The 17673-nt window shown below is 67.8% G+C and carries 12 protein-coding genes; 3 read left to right on the forward strand and 9 right to left on the reverse strand.

Annotated elements, in window-relative coordinates; all coding sequences use genetic code 11:
• Window positions 1-25: 25 nt before the first annotated feature.
• Window positions 26-1582 carry a malonyl-CoA synthase gene (locus H5407_RS07885; RefSeq protein ID WP_183103891.1) on the forward strand — a complete coding sequence of 519 codons (1557 nt, stop codon included), beginning with the start codon at window positions 26-28 and terminating at the stop codon, window positions 1580-1582.
• 21 nt (window positions 1583-1603) lie between these two features.
• Here H5407_RS07885 and H5407_RS07890 read toward each other — a convergent pair whose 3' ends face one another.
• The 9 genes from H5407_RS07890 to H5407_RS07930 all read right to left on the reverse strand — a co-directional run bounded on the left by H5407_RS07890 (window position 1604) and on the right by H5407_RS07930 (window position 14401).
• Entirely contained in the window at window positions 1604-2383 is a 780-nt protein-coding gene (locus H5407_RS07890) for a hypothetical protein (RefSeq protein ID WP_183103892.1), read from the reverse strand.
• Window positions 2380-5868 carry an EAL domain-containing protein gene (locus H5407_RS07895; RefSeq protein ID WP_183103893.1) on the reverse strand — a complete coding sequence of 1163 codons (3489 nt, stop codon included), beginning with the start codon at window positions 5866-5868 and terminating at the stop codon, window positions 2380-2382. The genes H5407_RS07890 and H5407_RS07895 overlap by 4 nt, the downstream gene beginning before the upstream one ends.
• 139 nt (window positions 5869-6007) lie before the next feature.
• Entirely contained in the window at window positions 6008-6652 is a 645-nt protein-coding gene (locus H5407_RS07900) for a TetR/AcrR family transcriptional regulator (protein ID WP_183103894.1), read from the reverse strand.
• A 137-nt stretch (window positions 6653-6789) separates the two neighbouring features.
• Entirely contained in the window at window positions 6790-8424 is a 1635-nt protein-coding gene (locus H5407_RS07905) for a calcium-binding protein (RefSeq protein WP_183103895.1), read from the reverse strand.
• Between the two features lie 67 nt (window positions 8425-8491).
• Entirely contained in the window at window positions 8492-8764 is a 273-nt protein-coding gene (locus H5407_RS07910) for a hypothetical protein (RefSeq protein WP_183103896.1), read from the reverse strand.
• Window positions 8764-9318 (reverse strand): hypothetical protein, encoded by a 555-nt coding sequence (locus tag H5407_RS07915; protein ID WP_183103897.1) that lies wholly within the window; start codon window positions 9316-9318, stop codon window positions 8764-8766. The genes H5407_RS07910 and H5407_RS07915 overlap by 1 nt, the downstream gene beginning before the upstream one ends.
• A 17-nt stretch (window positions 9319-9335) precedes the next feature.
• Window positions 9336-10622, reverse strand: a complete 1287-nt coding sequence (locus H5407_RS07920) for a glycosyltransferase family 4 protein (protein ID WP_183103898.1) — start codon at window positions 10620-10622, stop codon at window positions 9336-9338.
• Window positions 10623-10694: 72 nt separating this feature from the next.
• A complete protein-coding gene (locus H5407_RS07925; RefSeq protein WP_183103899.1) occupies window positions 10695-12167 on the reverse strand; it encodes an HlyD family type I secretion periplasmic adaptor subunit in 1473 nt (490 codons plus the stop codon).
• Window positions 12164-14401, reverse strand: a complete 2238-nt coding sequence (locus H5407_RS07930; protein WP_183103900.1) for a type I secretion system permease/ATPase — start codon at window positions 14399-14401, stop codon at window positions 12164-12166. Before H5407_RS07930 ends, H5407_RS07925 begins: the two co-directional genes overlap by 4 nt.
• A gap of 326 nt (window positions 14402-14727) precedes the next feature.
• Here H5407_RS07930 and H5407_RS07935 point away from each other — a divergent pair, with 326 nt between their 5' ends.
• Window positions 14728-17181, forward strand: coding sequence for a TonB-dependent receptor (locus H5407_RS07935; protein WP_183103901.1), 2454 nt, complete (start codon window positions 14728-14730; stop codon window positions 17179-17181).
• Complete coding sequence (locus tag H5407_RS07940; protein ID WP_183103902.1) at window positions 17181-17546, forward strand: cytochrome c5 family protein; 366 nt, start codon at window positions 17181-17183, stop codon at window positions 17544-17546. Before H5407_RS07935 ends, H5407_RS07940 begins: the two co-directional genes overlap by 1 nt.
• Window positions 17547-17673 lie beyond the last annotated feature (127 nt).

The following is a 17673-nucleotide window of genomic DNA, read 5'->3' on the forward strand; positions in this document are numbered from 1 at the left end:
GGCCTGCATTGCACAATGCCGCCCCATGAGCACCGCCACCGCCGCCCCCTCGGACAACGCCAACCTCTTCTGCGCCCTGCGCGCCGCCTTCCCCGCGGACCTCGACGCCTGCGCCATCGAATGCGCCGACGGCGAGGCCCTGCGCTACAGCTGGCGGGACCTGGAGCGCGGCACGGCCATGATGGCCAATCTGCTGGACTCGCTGGACCTGCCGCCGGCCAGCCGCATCGCCGTGCAGACCGAGAAAAGCGTCGAGGCCCTGATGCTCTACCTGGCCGTGCTGCGCGCCGGCCACGTCTACCTGCCGCTGAACACCGCCTACCAGGCCGCCGAACTCGAGTACTTCATCGGCAACGCAGAACCGGCCGTGGTGGTGTGCGCAGGGCGGCATTTCGGCTGGGTGTCCAAGCTGGCCTTCCTGGCCGGCACGCAGCGGGTTTTCACGCTCAACGAGGACCGCACGGGCACGCTGCTGGACCGCGCCTCGCAGATGAGCGATGTGCACACGCCCGCTCTGAAGCAGCCCGGCGAGCTGGCCGCCATCCTCTACACCAGCGGCACCACGGGACGCAGCAAGGGTGCCATGCTGAGCCATGGCAACCTGCTCTCCAATGCCCGCGTGCTGCAGCTCGCCTGGGGCTGGCGCTCGGGGGACGTGCTGATCCACGCCCTGCCCATCTTCCATGTGCACGGCCTCTTCGTGGCCTCGCACGGCGCCCTGCTCAACGGCAGCAAGATGATCTGGTTCAGCCGCTTCGAGCCCCGCGCGGTGATCCAGCGCCTGCCGGACGCCACCGTCTTCATGGGCGTTCCCACGCTGTACGTGCGCATGCTGGACGAGGCCATGCTCACGCGCGAGGCCTGTGCGCACATGCGGCTCTTCATCAGCGGTTCGGCCCCCCTGCTGATCGAGACTTTCCGCGACTGGCAGGCCCGCACCGGCCACACCATCCTGGAGCGCTACGGCATGAGCGAGACCGTCATGCTGACCTCCAACCCCTACGAAGGCGGCGAGCGCATCGGCGGCACCGTGGGGCCGGCCCTGCCCGGCGTGGGCCTGCGCATCGTGGACGACGCTGGCCAGCCATGCCCGGCGGACCAGATCGGCCACATCCAGGTGCGCGGCCCCAACGTCTTCGCCGGCTACTGGCGCATGCCCGAAAAAACGGCCGAGGAGTTCACCGCCGATGGCTGGTTCAAGACCGGCGACGTAGGCCAGCAGGACGAAGCCGGCTATGTGCGCATCGTGGGTCGCAGCAAGGACCTCATCATCACCGGCGGCTTCAACGTCTACCCGGCCGAAGTGGAGGGCTTTCTCAACGAGCTGCCCGGCGTGTTGGAGTCGGCGGTGGTGGGCGTTCCGCACCCCGATTTCGGCGAGGGCGTGATCGCGGTCGTGGTGCCGCGCCCCGGCCAGGCGCCCGAGCCGCAGGCCCTGATCGCAGCGCTGAAGGCCCGCATCGCCAACTTCAAGGTGCCCAAGGCGGTCTTCGTGCAGGCCGGGCTGCCGCGCAATGCCATGGGCAAGGTGCAGAAGAACCTGCTGCGCGCGCAGCACCAGGGCCTGTTCGGCAAGACCTGACCCCGCTGCGTCTGCCGGCGCTCAGCGCTTCTTGAAAAGATTGCCCAGGGCCTCGCCGGCCTGGCGGGCGGTCTCGCCGGTGGACTGCAGGGCGCGGTCAAAGAAGAAGGAAGCCTTGAGCCGCTGCTGCAGGGCACGGGCCACCTGGGCGCCCAGCTCGCCGCCGCTGAGCCCGCCCTCGGCACGGCCGAGGTCGCGCAGGTCCATCTCCGGGAGCTTGAGGCTCACCGTGCGGCCCTGCATAAAGGCCGCGCTGGCCTGGGCCTGGGGCTGCAGCAGCTGGAAACGCTCCACGATGAATTTCTTCGGCGCCGTTCCCGAGCCCGAAGGCGCCGGCTCCCCACTCTGCAGCTGGCGCGCCAGATGGGTCTGCAGCGCCTCGATATTGGTCTGGGTGGCGCCCTTCTCGTAGATCACGTCCGGTGCCTCGATCTCTACCGTGTTGATCACCACAACCGGCTGCGTGAGCGTGCTGATGTCCACCTGCACGCGCACCCGCTGGACCTTCAGCAGGTGCGGCGTCTTGAAGCCGGGCGGATTGCCGATGAGCAGGCCACGCAGCTCGCCCGCACCGCTGCGGGGATCGATGTGAACGCCCTGCAGCTGGATGGGCGCGCCGATCAGGGCGCTGCCCTGTTCCACGATGGCCCGGTGCACCAAGCGGTCCAGATTGCCGTGCAGCCACCAAAGCCCCGCCGCGATCGCCAGGGCCAGCAGCACCAGCAAGGCGAAGCCGCCCAAGACCCATTTCTTCAAGCTCGTACCTCGCGCGTCACAGTCGGTCTCATCACCGACGCTCATGCTACCGGGTCATCGACCTCACTGCGGGAAGTCAGCGCCTGCAGCGCCAGCCAGGGCGACTCGATCTGCCAGTTGAGCAGCCAGGCTGCCAGCGCCTGCGCCGGCATAGGCCGCCCGATGCCATAGCCCTGCATCAGCCGGCAACCCTGCTGCAGCAGGATGCGACCGTGCTCCAGGGTTTCCACGCCCTCGGCCACCACGTCCATGCGGAAGGCCCGGGCCATGCGGATCACACCCTCCACGATGCCCATGTCATCGGCATTGCCCAGCATGCCGCGCACAAAGCTCTGGTCGATCTTGAGGGTCTGCACCGGCAGCTTGCGCAGGTAGGTGAGTGAGGAATAGCCCGTGCCGAAATCGTCCAGCGCGAAGCGAACGCCCAGCTCGCCGCAGCGCTTCAGGATGGCAACGGCCGCGTCCATGTCCTCGATCTGCGCGGTCTCCAGCACCTCCAACTCGAACTGCCGAGGTACTTGTCCCGGATGGCGGCGCAGGGCTTGCTCCAGTTTGTCGTGGAAGTCGGGTTGCTGCAGATGGGCGGGGCTGATGTTGACGCTCACCCGCAGGTCCAGGCCCTGCTCGCGCCAGCGCTGGGCCTGGCTGAGGGCCTCCTCAATCACCCACTCGCCCAGCGCCAGCTCCAGGCGGCTGGATTGCAGCTGGGGCAGGAACTCGCCCGGCTGCACGAGGCCGCGGCCCGGGCAGTTCCAGCGGATCAGGGCCTCGACGCCCTGCAGGCGGCCGTCCACCAGGTCCACCTTGGGCTGGTAGTGCAGCACGAACTCCCGGGCCTCCAGGGCCTTCTGCAGGCGCTGCAGGAACTCGCGGTGCGACTGCGCGCGGCGGTCGCTGACCGGATCGAAGAGCTGGTAGCGGTTCTTGCCGGCCTCCTTGGCCAGGTACATGGCCTGGTCGGCATGGCGCATGAGGGTGTCAGCATCGGCGTTGTCATGCGGGTAGAGACTCACACCAATGCTCACCGTCACCCGCAGCTCCAGGCCCTCGATGCATATGGGTTGCTGCACCACCTGCAGCAGGCGTTCCAGGACCAGGGTGCAGCCCCGCTCGCTGCTGATGTCGGTGAGCAGCACCACGAACTCGTCGCCCCCCAGCCGGGCCAGGGTGTCCTCGGCGCGCAGCACCTCGTTCATGCGCTGCGTCACCTCGATCAGCAGCCGGTCGCCCACCGCATGGCCATGGGCGTCATTGACGAACTTGAAGCCATCCAGGTCCAGGAAGCAGACGGCCAGGCTGCTCTCGCTGCGCGCAGCGCGGGCCAGGGCCTGGTGCAGGCGATCGACCAGCAGGCGCCGATTGGGCACGCCGGTGAGCGGGTCGTAGTGGGCGATGCGGTGCAGCTCGGCCTCGTGGCTCTTGATCTGGCTGATGTCGGAGAACACGCCGATGTAGTGCTGCACCACGCCCTTGGCGTCGCGCACGCAGGAGAGGGTCAGCAGCTCGGCATAGATCTCGCCATTGCGGCGCCGGTTCCAGATCTCGCCGCGCCAGACGTCGTGCGCGGAGAGGGTGCGCCACATCTCGCGGTAGAACTCGGGCCCCTGGCGCCCGGAGGACAGCACCTTGGGGCTCTTCCCCAAAACCTCCTGCGCCGCGTAGCCGGTGATGTGGCAGAAGGCGGCGTTGACCTTGGTGATGCGCATCTGGGGGTCCACCATCATGATGCCCTCCAGGCTGCTGTCGAAGACCATGGCGGCCTCGCGCAGCGCCAGCTCCAGCCGCTTGCGCTCGGTGATGTCGGTGTGCGTGCCGGACATCATCAGCGGACGGCCCTCCGCGTCGCGGCTGACCACGCGGCCCGAGGTGCGGATCCAGCGCCACTCGCCCTCCTTGGTTCGGCAGCGCATCTCCATCTCGTGGGCAGGCGTCTCGCCGGCCAGGTGCTGCTGCACGGAGGCCATCACCTGCGGGAAGTCGTCCGGATGCACTATCGCCGGCCATTGGTCCACGGTGACCGTCATCTCGCCCGGCTCATAGCCCAGCATGGTTTCCCAGCGCGCGCTGACCTGGAATTCGTTGGTCTGCACGTTCCAGTCCCAATAGCCCAGGTCCGAGCCCTCCAGCACGCGGCTGAGCTGGGCCTCGCGCAGGGCCAGGGCCAGCTCGGCGCGCTTGCGTTCACCGATGTCCTGGGCCGTGCCCACCAGGCGATGGACCCGACCATCCGGGCCGCGCTGGGCACGCCCGCGCGCGGTGATCCAGGTGCGGCTGCCGTCCTCGCGCAGGACCTCGGCATCGACCTCGTAGGGCACGCCTCTCTTCAGGGCCAGCTTCACGGCGGACTCGATGGCGGCCCAGCCCGCGGGCGTGTAGTAGCGGGACAGCTCGGGGACCCGCGCGGGACCGAGAGCGGGATCGCGGCCATGCAGGCGGTAGATCTCGGCCGACCAGTGGAGCTCGTTCGTGAGCAGCTCCCAGGACCAGTCGCCCACGCGCGCCAGGGACTGGGCCTCCCGCATCGCGGCCACCGCCTCGCTGAGGGCCAGCTCGCGCCGGGTCTCGCGGCTCACGTCGCGCGAGATGCCGAACAGGCCGCGGATCTCGCCGTTCTCGTCGCGCCAGGGGCCCTTGGTCACATGGAAGACCAGGGCCTGGCCCGCCTGCGTGTGCAGGGACTCCTCGTGGCTGCTGGTCACGCCCTCGGCCATGACCGCCTCGTCCCGGGCTCGGATCACGCCGGCGGACTCGGCGGGGAAGATGTCGGCATCCGTGCGCCCCAGGATAGCGTCGCGGGGCAGGCCCACGAAGCCCGCCGCGGCCTCGTTGACCATCAGGTAGCGGCCCTGGGCGTCCTTCACGAAGACGGCGTCGGTAGTGCCGTCCACCACCGCGGCCAGCAGCTGGCGGTTGGCCGCCATGCCCTGCAGACTGGCCCGCAGGCGGCCGGCCAGGAGGCTCACCGCCAGGCTGTTGCCCAGCAGGAACATCAGCTGCAGCCCATCCAGCGCCTCCAGCTGGGCCCAGCCACCGCGCAGCTTCCACAGGGCCAGCAGCGCTGCCAGCAGGGAAATGAGGGTCCCGAAGAGCCCCGGTCCCAGGCCGCCCAGCATGGCGCTGAGCATCACCGGCAGCATGAAGAGGCCCACCAGCAGCCGCCCCTCCAGCACCGAACCCAGGGCCAGGTACACGGCCATGGCAGAGAGGCTCAGCACCAGGGCGAGCAGATACCACAGCGCCGTGGACTGCGCGACGGCCAGGGTCGCCCAGGAGGTCTTCTGCTCCTGCGCGGAAATCATCGGTACGGTGCGCAGGCCCAGGTACAGCAGGGCCGCCGTCACGAGGACGAAGAAGAAGCCCTTGGCCGTGGCGGCGGCGAGACGTTGCGGCGCATCGACCAGCAGCTCCAGCGCACGGTCCGAGAAGAAGATCCACAGCAGGGCAAAGGCCAGGTAGGCCAGGCAGACCAGCCCTGCATGGCGTGCCTGCACCGGCGATGCCCCGAGCGCACGCCTGAACCATCCCGTCATTGCCTGAAGCCTCCCACCGGTCGGGTCATGACTCGACGGGCATGGTCTCATGAAGTGGCGCAAAGCACCCAAATGCCAGCACCCGGACTGGGCAAGACAGCACGGCGTCAGGCATTTGCGCCTTCAGGCGCCCGCGGCTTCAGCTCCGCAGCCGGCAGAGCTGGGCCGCCACCATCTCCGACATGGTGGCGGCGACGGCCTCAGCGTCCAGGCTCGGGTCGTCGAACAGCAGCTCCTGGGCGGCGTACAGGGCATCGATAGCCAGGCGTATGGTCAGCTTGGCCCGTGCCGCATCGGCGCCGGGATGGGCGCTCATGAAGGGCAGCAGCAGCAGGTCCGTCACCTGGTCGTGCGAGAGGTTGCGAACCGACTGCAGCGAGGGCACGGCCCGCAGCGCCCGAGTCACCCAGACACCGGCCGGCATGCGCTCGGTCAGGGCCAGGGTCTTGAGGAAGAGCTCCGCCACACTGGCCGCGAAGTCCGGCTCCGGCAGCTGGAAGGTGGCCGGCACCGCCCAGGGCATCAGCAGCTCGTTCTGCACCTGCATCAGCCGCGTGCCCAGCTCGTGGAGGATGGCGTACTTGTTCGGGAAGTACTGGTACAGCGCCGGCGGCGAGATGCCCGCCCGCTGGCAGACCAGGTTGGTCGACAGCCGCTCGATGCCCACCTCGCCCAGCAGCTCCGCACAGGCCGCAAGGATGCGCTCGTAGGTCTCCACCGCCCGGGCCTGGGTGGGGGCCTTCTTCACTTCGAGGTCGGGCGGGGCGGGGCGGGAAGCGGGCATATGGAGGGAGTCTATGCGAGCGAGCACGGGCGCCAGCGCCAAAAAAATGGGAATGGCCCGCGAGGGGCCATTTCAAACCGGCTGCGGCCGGGACGTACTGCAAGCCCGGCCGCCGGGCAGCGGCCGGGTCAAGGACATCACGCCATGGACGGGACCCCCAGCTGCGGCAGCTGATGCAACGCAGGCCTATCCCCCTCGAAGTGCATGGCCGGTCCACTGGAGAAGCCTGCCATGGCCGTCACCAGCGCCTGGACCTGGGTGTGGGTCAGCACGTCGCCGTTGGCAAAGCGGAACTCCTCGACCTGGTTGGCCGCGTTGAGGTACCAGTCCTGCAGGGTCAGGCTGTCTGCCGTGCCATTGACCGAAGCCACGAGGTGGTTGCCATTGCGGGTGAAGCTCAGGTCGGCGGCCGACAGGCCTGCGCCCAGCTGGACCACGTCCTTGACCCCGGCCGTGGCATCGTTCTCCACGATGCGGTCGCTGCCATAACCCCTGTCGAAGACATAGGTGTCAGCGCCGGCACCGCCGGTCAGCAGGTCGTTGCCCAGGCCGCCGTTCAGCGTGTCCTGGCCGCTGTCGCCTGTGAGCGAGTCATTGCCCGCGTCGCCGAGCATGCGGTTGGCATAGCCGGCCAGGGCCTTGAGCGTGTCGTCACCGGAGCCGCCCGCGACCAGCGCCACCGTCTTGGCACGGATCGCGGTCTGGTCCCAGTTCACGCCGTCGGCAAACTGGATCTGGTTGATCCGAGCCTGCCACCACGTATCGCTGTTGTAGTAGTTGCTCAGACTGAGGCTGTCACCCGACTTGAAGGTGATCACGAGATGGGCCCCGACGCGCTCGAAACTCTTCAGGTCCGTGCTGGCCAGGTCGGTGAACTTCACCACGTCCCAGCGGCCGCCACTGCCATCGTTTTCGTTCAGCACGTCTTGACCGAAGCCGGAGGCGAACACGAAGGTGTCGCTGCCAAAACCACCGTCCAGCGTGTCGTTGCCAGCGCCACCGGTCAGGACGTCATTGGCGTCGTCTCCGTACAGCGCATCGGCACCATCGCCACCGGTCAGTGTGTCGCCACCGAAACCGCCGCCCAGGATGTCGTTGCCCGAGCCGCCGTCCAGCACATCGGCCCAGTCGCCACCAAACAGGGTGTCATTGCCTTCCTTGCCGTAGGTGGTGTTCTGACCGCCGGCATAGCCCTGGATGCTGTCGTTGCCCGAGGTGCCTTGCGTCACCGTCTTGGCCTTGATCGCCGCCTGGTCCCAGTTCACGCCATCCGAGAACTGGATCTGGTTGATCTTGGCCTGCCACCACGCATCGCTGTAGTAGAAGTTGCTCAGGCTCAGGCTGTCGCCCGTCTTGAACGTGATCACCAGGTTGACGCCAACGCGCTCGACGCTCTGCAGATCCGTGCTGGCCAAATCGGTGAACTTCACCACGTCCCAGCGGCCGGCGCTGGCATCGTTCTCGTTGAGCACGTCCTGACCGAAGCCGGAGGCGAAGACGAAGGTGTCCTTGCCATTGCCGCCATCGAGGGTGTCGTTGCCGGCGCCGCCGGTCAGGACGTCATCGCCATCCTCACCATACAGCGCGTCCATCCCGTCCCCGCCGTGGAGCGTGTCGTGACCATAGCTGCCGGTTAGCGTGTCCTTGCCGACACCACCGTCCAGCACGTCGTTCTGGTCGCCGCCCTGCACCTTGTCGTCGCCGGCCTGTGCATAGATCGTGTTGGCCCCGCCGTTGTAGCCCACCAGGCTGTCATTGCCGGCGGTGCCCATGGTGCTGGTCTTGGCCTTGATGGAGCCATCTTCTCTTGGAATCAGTGTCTCGGAGAAGTCGGGCAGGTCATGCGGCCGAAGCAGCCTGATTCAGTTTTGGCGCCAGCTCAGAAACAAACTTATTGTACTTCTCCGCCGCACTAATGCTTGCAAAGTCGGCCTGCCCCCTCACCCACTCCAAATAGTTTTTTGAAGCTTCGGAAAGAGCACTAGCGTATGTTGCAGCGCCCTTCTCTAGACCATCCCATTCTTCTTTGGAAATACCAAACATAGCTGGAGAGATGCTCCATTGGGCCGAACCCGAGTTACCAACGTTGCCACCCATATAGTTTGAACTCATCATTTCCTCCTCGCAAAAATCCACTTATTCAACATTGCCACCACCGCAAGCCAATTCATAATGCAAGCTGCAGCCAACAAGACAATCAACGGAGCCAGCACAACGAATACATACTCATTTATGTAAATCATTTGCACAAGCCAACCCTTACCCACGAGTCCCAGACGCTCCCGGACCCCGAGACCAAACCACAAGGCCCATCCCAAAAATACACTTACAGGAAAAACAAAAAACAAATGCTTGAGTAAGTAGTCAAACTTTCCAACCACACCACCTCTGTAGTTTGATTCAATCAAGTCACCCAAGACAACTCCTCTTGTCAGATACCACAGCAATCCACACACAAATAACGGGGCAAGCATGAAATACGCGTAAACTGCGTCCAGGACCTGGGGCAGGCTCCCTATTTTTTCAAGAAGAGGATAATAGCTTTCGATCCATGCACCCCAAGTGAGATAGCGCTTGTCAGCGCACAACGAGACCAGCGCCAGGATTTGCAGAACAATCCAACAATTGCGCCATCTACCGCCAGTATTTTTAACCTTTACATCCATTCATCACCCCATCAATATCAAATACCTACAACACCGAAGACAGCATTTGTCATCCCAGCAATGTAGGCTGCCCTTTGAAATACTCCATTTTTATTATCAATCGATGCTGCATTGAAAAATTCGCAACTTGAACCGCCTTCGCCCAAGCTCAGCGCAAGCAAAACTCCGCCCCCAACCGCCTTTGACTGCAGTGTTTCGACTTTTACGCTACGCTGCCCCTCAACCAGCACCTCCCTCACCGGCGCCGTATCCGAGCCCACCACAAAGCACCCCGTCGCCATAGCCTCCAAGCACGACCAGCTCAGCACAAACGGGTACGTCAAATACACATGCGCTGCAGACACCTGCAGCACCCGCTTGTAGTCCGCATAAGGCACTTTCCCGACGAAGTGCGTGCGCGTCGGGTCCAGCTGGCTCCCCACCTCGGCGAGCATCTTTTCGCGCCAGTTCTTGGCGTCCTTGGGCCTCGCGCCATAGCTGACCTCATCCCCACCCACGATCACCACATGCGCGTTCTTGTGCTCCCGCTGCACCGCCGGCAGCGCCCGCATGAAGGTGTGGAAGCCTCGGTAGGGCTCCAGGTTGCGGGCGACGTAGGTGATGACGGGCTTGTCGGGGTCGTTGGCCCGGAGGATCTCGCCGCTGGGGGTCTTGATGACGGCGTTGGGGTCCGGGCCCAGGTTCTCGGTATCGATACCCTCGTGCGCCACCGTGATCTTGTCCAGATAGGCCGCGGGATGCTGGGCCTTCTGCCAGTGGGTGGGGCTGATGCCGGCATCGCAGTTCTGCAGGTTCAGCAGGTGCAGGGCGTTCCAGCTGCGGATGCGGGCGAGGTCATCGAAGGTGACGGGGAACTCGGGGTCGTAGCCCACGTCGGCATAGGGCCAGGTGGCGCGGTCGAGCTGGTCCAGGCCGTCCAGCGGCGGGGTGTTGTAGAACCACTCGCAGTAGTGCACGAGGCGGGTGTGGGGGAAGACGTCCTTGGCGTAGAGCGTCTCGCCCCAGCCGGGGTGGGCCAGGATCACGTCGGGCGTGAAGCCCTCCTTCTTGAGCTGCAGCAGCACGCGGGCCACGGCCTGGCCGTGCAGCACGGCGTCTTCCATGCGGCGCAGGTAATGGTGCTGCTCGCGGTGCACGCCGCGATGGGGCTTGTAGCGGATCAGGCGCAGGCCCGGCACGCCCGGCAGGCCCGGCGCGGTGTCCCGCCCGATGCCGATGACCTGCCAGCCGGGCCGGCGGGCCCACTCCGCCGCCACGTGGCGGAACTGGCCGGGGAAGTTCTGGTGGATGAGCAGGATGCGCATGCGTCCAGCAATTGAGAGGGCCAGACTGGCTGGCCAGGTGAGGGGTGATGGCGAAGGCAGGCGGGTTCGCGCTCAGCGCTCCCCCAGGCTCTCCTGCACATGCTGCTGCAGCGGGCTGAGCAGGTAGTCGATCACCCGCCGCTTCCCCGTCTTGATCTCGGCCGTCAGGTTCATGCCCGGAGCCAGCTTGATGGTCTTGCCGTCCACGTCCAACTGATGGCGCTTCAGGACCAGCGTGGCGGGGAAGATGGCGCCGCGCTTCTCGTCGTTGACCGCATCGGCGCTGATGTGCCGCACCTGCGCCTCCACCGTGCCGTAGCGGGTGTAGGGGAAGGTCTCGAGCTTGATCTCGGCCACCTGGCCTTCGCGCACAAAGCCCACGTCCTTGTTCTCCAGCACGACTTCGGCGGTCACTTCCGAGTCGTCCGGCACCAGCACCAGCAGCACCTGCGCAGGCGTCACCACGCCACCGGGCGTGTGCACGGCCAGCTGCTGCACGGTGCCCGCCACGGGCGCAGTGAGCCGCGTCAAGGCATCGCGCTTCTGGGCCTTGACGGCTTCCTCGCCCAGCTCGCGGGTCTTGAGGTCAGCCTGCGCCAGGCGGTCGCGCCAGCTGCGCTCGGTCTCGGCCGTGAAGCTCAGCCGGCCGTGCTCGCTCTCCTTCAGCGCGGCTTGCGCCTCCTGCAGCCGGGCCTGCGCGGTGGCCAGGTCCCGCTCCAGCTCGATGCGCTCGCGCGTGCGGTCCTGCCCCGCGTGGCTGGACATGAAGCCCTGGGTGGAGAGCTGCTGGTAGTCCTTCTCCCGGGCCTGGGCCAGGGGCAGCGTGGTCTGCAGCTTGGCCACGGTCTGCTCGGCGGTGCGGATCTCGGCCTGGCGGCGCGCGAGCTCGGCCTGCAGCCGCGCCTGCTTGGCGGCGATGTCCGACCAGTCGCTGCGCAGCTGGGTGCGCGCGGCGGCGATCTCGTCGGCACTCAGCTCGGGGACGGCGTTCAGGGCTGGCAGCGGCCCGCCGCCCAGCGCCTGCAGCACGGCCTGCGCCCGCAGCTTCTCGGACCAGGCCGCCGCACGCTCCTGGGCCACGCGGCTGGCATCGGCCGCGGTGAGCGTGGCGTCCAGCTCGATCAGCAGCTGCCCGGCCTGCACCTTGGCGCCGTCCTGCACATGGATGGCCTTGACCACGCTGGTCTCCAGGGGCTGCAGGGTCTTGCTGCGCTGGCTGACGATGATGCGGCCCTGGGCCACGGCCACGATGTCCAGCTGGCCCAGGCAGGCCCACAGCAGGGCGATGAGGAAGAGCCCGCACAGCACCCAGGCCGCACGGCGCGGCGCGGGGTGCGGGGGCGTCTCCTGCAGGGCCATCGCGGCGGGCAGGAAGGCGCGCTCGTCAGCCAGGCGTTTGGGGCCGGCCAGCTCCTCACGCATGGCCCAGGCGGCGCGGAAGATGGCGGCGTAGCGGGCGAGCAGTTCGCGTACGGGGTGGCGTGGGGTGTTGTTGGCCTGGGCGGGCGCTGCAGCGTTCACGGTGGTCTCCGGTGTCGTGCTCATGCCATCCTCCCTGCCGTTTGCAAGGGATGCGGCTGCTCCACGACGGGCGCCTCCTCGGCATCCACGCCGCCCTGCGCCTGCATGCGCCACAGATGCGCATAGAGCCCTTGGGGGCGCTGCAGCAGCTGCTCATGCGAGCCCATCTCCACGATGCGGCCGCGCTCCATCGCGATGATGCGGTCGGCGTGGCGCACCGCGCTCAGGCGGTGGGCGATGATGAAGACCGTGCGCCCCTGGCAGATCTGGCGCATGTTGTGCTGGATGATGGCCTCGCTCTCGTAGTCCAGCGCGCTGGTGGCCTCGTCAAAGATCAGGATGCGAGGCTGCGCAAAGAGCGCCCGCGCGATGGCGATGCGCTGGCGCTGCCCGCCCGAGAGCCCCGCGCCCTGCTCGCCCACCACCGTGTCATAGCCCTCGGGCAGCTCGCTGATGAACTCGTGCGCCCCGGCCAGCTGGGTCGCGCGCATCACCAGTTCCAGCGGCGCGGCGGGGTCGGCAATGGCGATGTTCTCGCGCACGCTGCGGTTGAAGAGCATGTTGTCCTGCAGCACCACGCCCACCTGGCGGCGCAGCTGCGCGGCGTCGATCAGGGCGATGTCCTGCCCGTCCACCAGCACGCGGCCGGCCTCGGGCACGTACAGGCGCTGGATCAGCTTGGTCAGCGTGCTCTTGCCCGAGCCGCTGCGACCCACGATGCCGATCACCTCGCCCGGCTTCACCTCCAGGCTCAGCTCCTGTAGCACCGGCGGCGCGTCGGGCCGGTAGCGGAACGTGACGCGCTCCAGCGCCACGCGCCCCTGCAGGCGCGGCAGCGGGCTCGCGCTGTGCGCCGGGAGTTCGGTGCGGGTGTTGAGGATGTCGCCCAGGCGGGCCATGGAGAGGCCGGTCTGCTGGAACTCCGTCCACATATTGGCCAGGCGCATGATGGGTTGCGCCACGCGGCCGGCGAACATATTGAAGGCGATGAACATGCCCAGGGTCAGCTGCCCGTCCATCACCAGGTGCGCGCCCCACCACAGCGTGGCGGCGTTGACCAGCTTGCCGATGAGGTTCACGGCCTCGTTGGCGTACTGGGCGAGCGTCTGCGTGCGGAAGCTCGCCGCCACGTAGGCCGCCAGCTGCTCGTCCCAGCGCCGCGCCATCTGCGGCTCCAGGGCGCTGGCCTTGACCGTCTGGATGCCCGTGATGGTCTCCACCAGCAGGCTCTGGTTCTCCGCGCTGCGGGCGAACTTCTCGTTGAGCCGCGCGCGCAGCACCGGCACCACCACCAGGCTCACCGCGGCATACAGCGGCAGCGAGAGCAGCACGATCAAGGTCAGCGTGCCGCTGTAGGCCAGCATCATCGCGATGAAGATCACCGAGAACAGCACGTCCAGCAGCAGGGTCAGCGCATTGCCGGTGAGGAACTGGCGGATGTTCTCCAGCTCGCGCACCCGCGCCACCGAGTCCCCCACGCGGCGGGCCTGGAAGTAAGCAAGTGGCAGGTGCATCAGGTGGCGGAACAGCCGCGCACCCAGCTCCACGTCGATGCGGCTCGTGGTGTGGCTGAACACATAGCTGCGCAGCACGGTGAGCGTGCTCTCGAACAGCATGATCACCACCAGGCCGATCACCAGCACGTCCAGCGTCGAGAGGCCCTTGTGCACCAGCACCTTGTCCATCACCACCTGGAAGAACAGCGGGCTCACCAGCGCGAAGAGCTGCAGGAAGAGCGACACCAGCAGCACCTCGCCCAGCAGCCGCCGGTGCTTGACGATGCTGGGGATGAACCAGGAGAAGTCGAACTTGGCCAGCGCCCCGGCGAGGCTCGCGCGGCTGCTGATGAGGATGAGCTCGCCGGACCAGGCGGCGGCGAAGTCGGCCAGCGGCTCGATGGTGGGGCGGGCGCCGGCTTCAACGCCCGCACCAGCGGCGCCTTGCGCCGGGTCCATGAACAGCACCCGTTGGCCGTCCGTCTGGGCCAGCACCACCACGCGGCCGTCCTTCATCAGAGCCAGAGCCGGCAGCGGCACCAGGCCCAGGCGCTCGGGGCTGCTGCGGCTCAGCTTGGCGCTCAGGCCCAGGTGCTTGGCGGCCAGGAGCATGTCCTGCGTGGAGACCGCCTGGTGCTCGCCCAGGCCTAGCTGATGGCGCAGGGCCTGGGGCTCCGCAGGCACCTGGTGCAGGCGGGCGATGATGGCCAACGCTTGAAGGCGGGCATGCGGCGGCGGAACTTCCCCCCCTGTGGAACTCATATCCAGCATTTCCTCGTTTTGACGGCAGCTCTTATGTCAGTTGGCACCGTCTTTGAATTCGATAGGGACGCGCCGCCCTTCAGGGCTGCGTCGCAAAGCGGCAAATTCTTCCAGCCGCTGTTCGCACGCGCCTCCCACTTTTGGGGGTATCCAGCAATACAACTCAACAAATCGGTCGAAAGCTACCGCCGGTTTGATCCAAATCGAGACAGCGCGCAGCCCTGCCGCTGCGCATCCATGCGCATTTGCCCCAGAACGGAAGATCCTCTCATTAAATATAGTGATCGCTACATTCAAGAGCCATCCCGGCCACCAGGAGACCGCCCATGCCCCCCCGCCACCAGCGCCTTCAGCGGCGCCAGACCCTGCTTCCCCACGCCCTGAGCCTGGCCATCGTCGCCTTGGCTGCCGAGCACGCAGGCGCGCAGGCCGCCGAGCCGGCCGAGAGCGCGGAGAAGGCCAAGCTGGAGGCGGTGGTGGTCTCCGGCCAGGGGCGGGTGCAGCAGCTGCAGAGCGTGCCCATCCCCATCCAGGTGCTGGGGGCCGAGCAGCTGAAGAAGAGCGGCGCGGCAAACCTGGGTGATCTTGCCGCCACGGTGCCAGGTCTTGCCATGGATGCCACCCAGGCCACCCAGCCCAGCCTCAGCCTGCGCGGCATCGGCACGCTGGACTTCGGCATCGGCACCGATTCGCCGGTGGGGATGTACGTGGACGGCGTCTATGCCGGCAAGACCGGCGGTGCCCTGCTCAACTTCAACGACGTCAAGCGCATCGAGGTGCTCAAGGGGCCGCAGGGCACGCTCTTCGGCCGCAACAGCGCGGGCGGGGCCATCAGCATCGTCACGAACGAGCCCGAGTTCGAGCGCAAGGGCAGCGCCCTGCTGCGCCTGGGCGAGCGCGGCCAGCGCGATGTGCAGCTGCTGGTGAACGAGCCGCTCAACGCCGACCTCGCGCTGCGCGCCACCCTGGTCAGCCAGCGCAGCGACGGCTTCACGCAGGACGCCGGCACGGGCCAGCGCTTTGGTGGCGACCACAGCTGGGGCCTGCGCGCCAGCCTGCTGTGGCAGGGCGAGTCGGCCCGCGCGGTGCTGAGCCTGGAGCAGGAGACGCTGAAGCAGAACGCGCGTCCGGCCATCGGCCTGGTCCCGCTGCAATCGGGCGTGCCGCCCTTTCCTGCCGACCCGGCGAGCTATGCCAACCCGCTCACCACGCCCTGGCGCAACGACGTCGCCGACCAGGGCGAATCCCGCGACTACCAGGGCGCCACCCTGCGCCTGAGCTGGCCCCTGGGCGGCTGGCTGGCGGGCGCGGAGCTGCAGTCGCTCACCGCCTGGCGCCACTTCAACAGCCGCAACCGCCAGGACAACGACGGCACCGCCAACCCCGCCCTCTACCTGGCCACCACCAACCGCGAGGGCAACACCAGCTGGCAGCAGGAGTTCCGCCTCAGCGGCAAGAACAGCCTCGTGGACTGGATGGCCGGCCTGAGCTTCCACCGCGAGCAGGCCCGCCAGGGCGCGGACGTGGACAGCAGCACCACCGCCCTGGACACCCTCTCCGGCAATGTGCTGGGCCTGCCGCTGTTCAGCACGGTCAACGGCCTGATCGACGCCGTGGGCATCCCCGGCCTGAACCTGCGCGAGCAGGCCTGGCACGAGCAGATGGACAACCGCGGCGCCTTCCGCGCCGTGGCCGTCTATGGCGACCTGATCTGGACGCTCAGCCCCGCCACCCGCCTCACCACGGGTCTGCGCCTGACGCAGGACCGCAAGACCTTCAGCTGGTCCAACCCGCTGCGCAGCGCCCCGGGGCTGGATGCACAGCTGGCGGCGCTGGACGCCGCCGGCTTCTTCCCCGGCCTGGTCGCGGCCGGCGCCCTGAGCGAGGAACAGGCCGCGCAGCTGCAGGGCGCCATGGCGGGCAATGTGCTGATCGCCACCAGCGGCGCCAGCACCGCCCCGGTGGAGCGCCGCCAGCGCTGGCATGACGCCAGCCCGCGCCTGGTGCTGGATCACCGCCTGAGCCAGGACCTGATGGTCTACGGATCCTGGAGCAAGGGCTACCAGGCCGGCGGCTTCAACAGCCTGCAAGTCAATTCGGTCTACGAGCCCGAGCATGTGCGCAACATCGAGCTGGGCGCCAAGGGCCGGTGGGCGGACGCGGGCCTGAGCTATGCGGCCTCGCTGTTCCAGTACCGCTTCGACAACCTCCAGACCCTGCAGCTGGTGCCCAACGCCGGCGGCGGCATTCCCGCCTACCAGGTCACGATCAGCGACCAGCAGGCCCACGGCGCCGACCTGGACCTGCGCTGGCAGCCCGCCCGCAGCTGGCAGCTCTTCGCCAATGTGCAGTGGCTGGATCAGACCTACCGCCACGGCCGGAGCAGCCTGGGCCATGCGCTGGACGGCCAGCCCGCCGGGGCGCCCAAGCTGCAGGCCAGCGCCGGCTTCGAGCACGGCTGGAGCGCGGCCGGAGGCCTGGCCAGCCTGCGCCTGCAGTGGAGCCATCAGAGTGCTACGCGCTGCAGCGAGGAGTCCTATGTGCAGGGCCTGTGCCTGCAGGGCCAGGGCTGGCGCGTGGGCGGCAGCCGGCAGCGCCTGGACGGCCGCCTGGCCTGGGAATCGGCCGACGCCCGCTGGGGTCTGGCCCTGGTCGGCCGCAACCTGCTGGACCGGCGCGAGATCCAGCGCGTCTGGTACGAGGCCGCGCCCCTGGGCGCCGCCTACGCCACCCTCGCCCGGCCCCGCAGCCTGGCCCTGGAAGCGCGGGTGAGCTACTGATGGGCAAGACCTGGCCCCACGGCCTGGCGCTGCTGGCCCCGGCCCTGCTGACCGCCTGCGGGCAGGCGCCCCAGCCGCCTGGCCCCGCCGATGTCGAGCGCGCCGAACGGGCCCGCCCCGCCGACGCCCGCCTGGCCCAGCGCTACGAGCAGGCCTGCGTGCTGTGCCATGCGCGACCCGACAGCGGCGCCCCGCTGAGCCACCATGCGCTCAGCTGGGCTTCCCGCCTGGAGCGCGGCCTGCCCGCACTGGTACAAAGCGTGCAGTCCGGCAAGGGCGGCATGCCTGCCGGCGGACTCTGCGCCGACTGCAGCCCGCAGGACCTCGAATCCCTGACCCGTTTCATGAGTGGCCCCACGCCATGACTTCACGACGCGATTGCCTCAAGACCGCGGCCGCCCTGGGCGGCGGCCTGGCCCTGCCCGCGCTGGCACAGACGGAGGTGGCTTCCGCGCCGCCCGCAGCCAGCGCCGCTGCTGCGCCACGCCCGCG

This window comes from Mitsuaria sp. WAJ17 (assembly GCF_014174515.1).
Lineage (GTDB): Bacteria > Pseudomonadota > Gammaproteobacteria > Burkholderiales > Burkholderiaceae_C > Roseateles_B.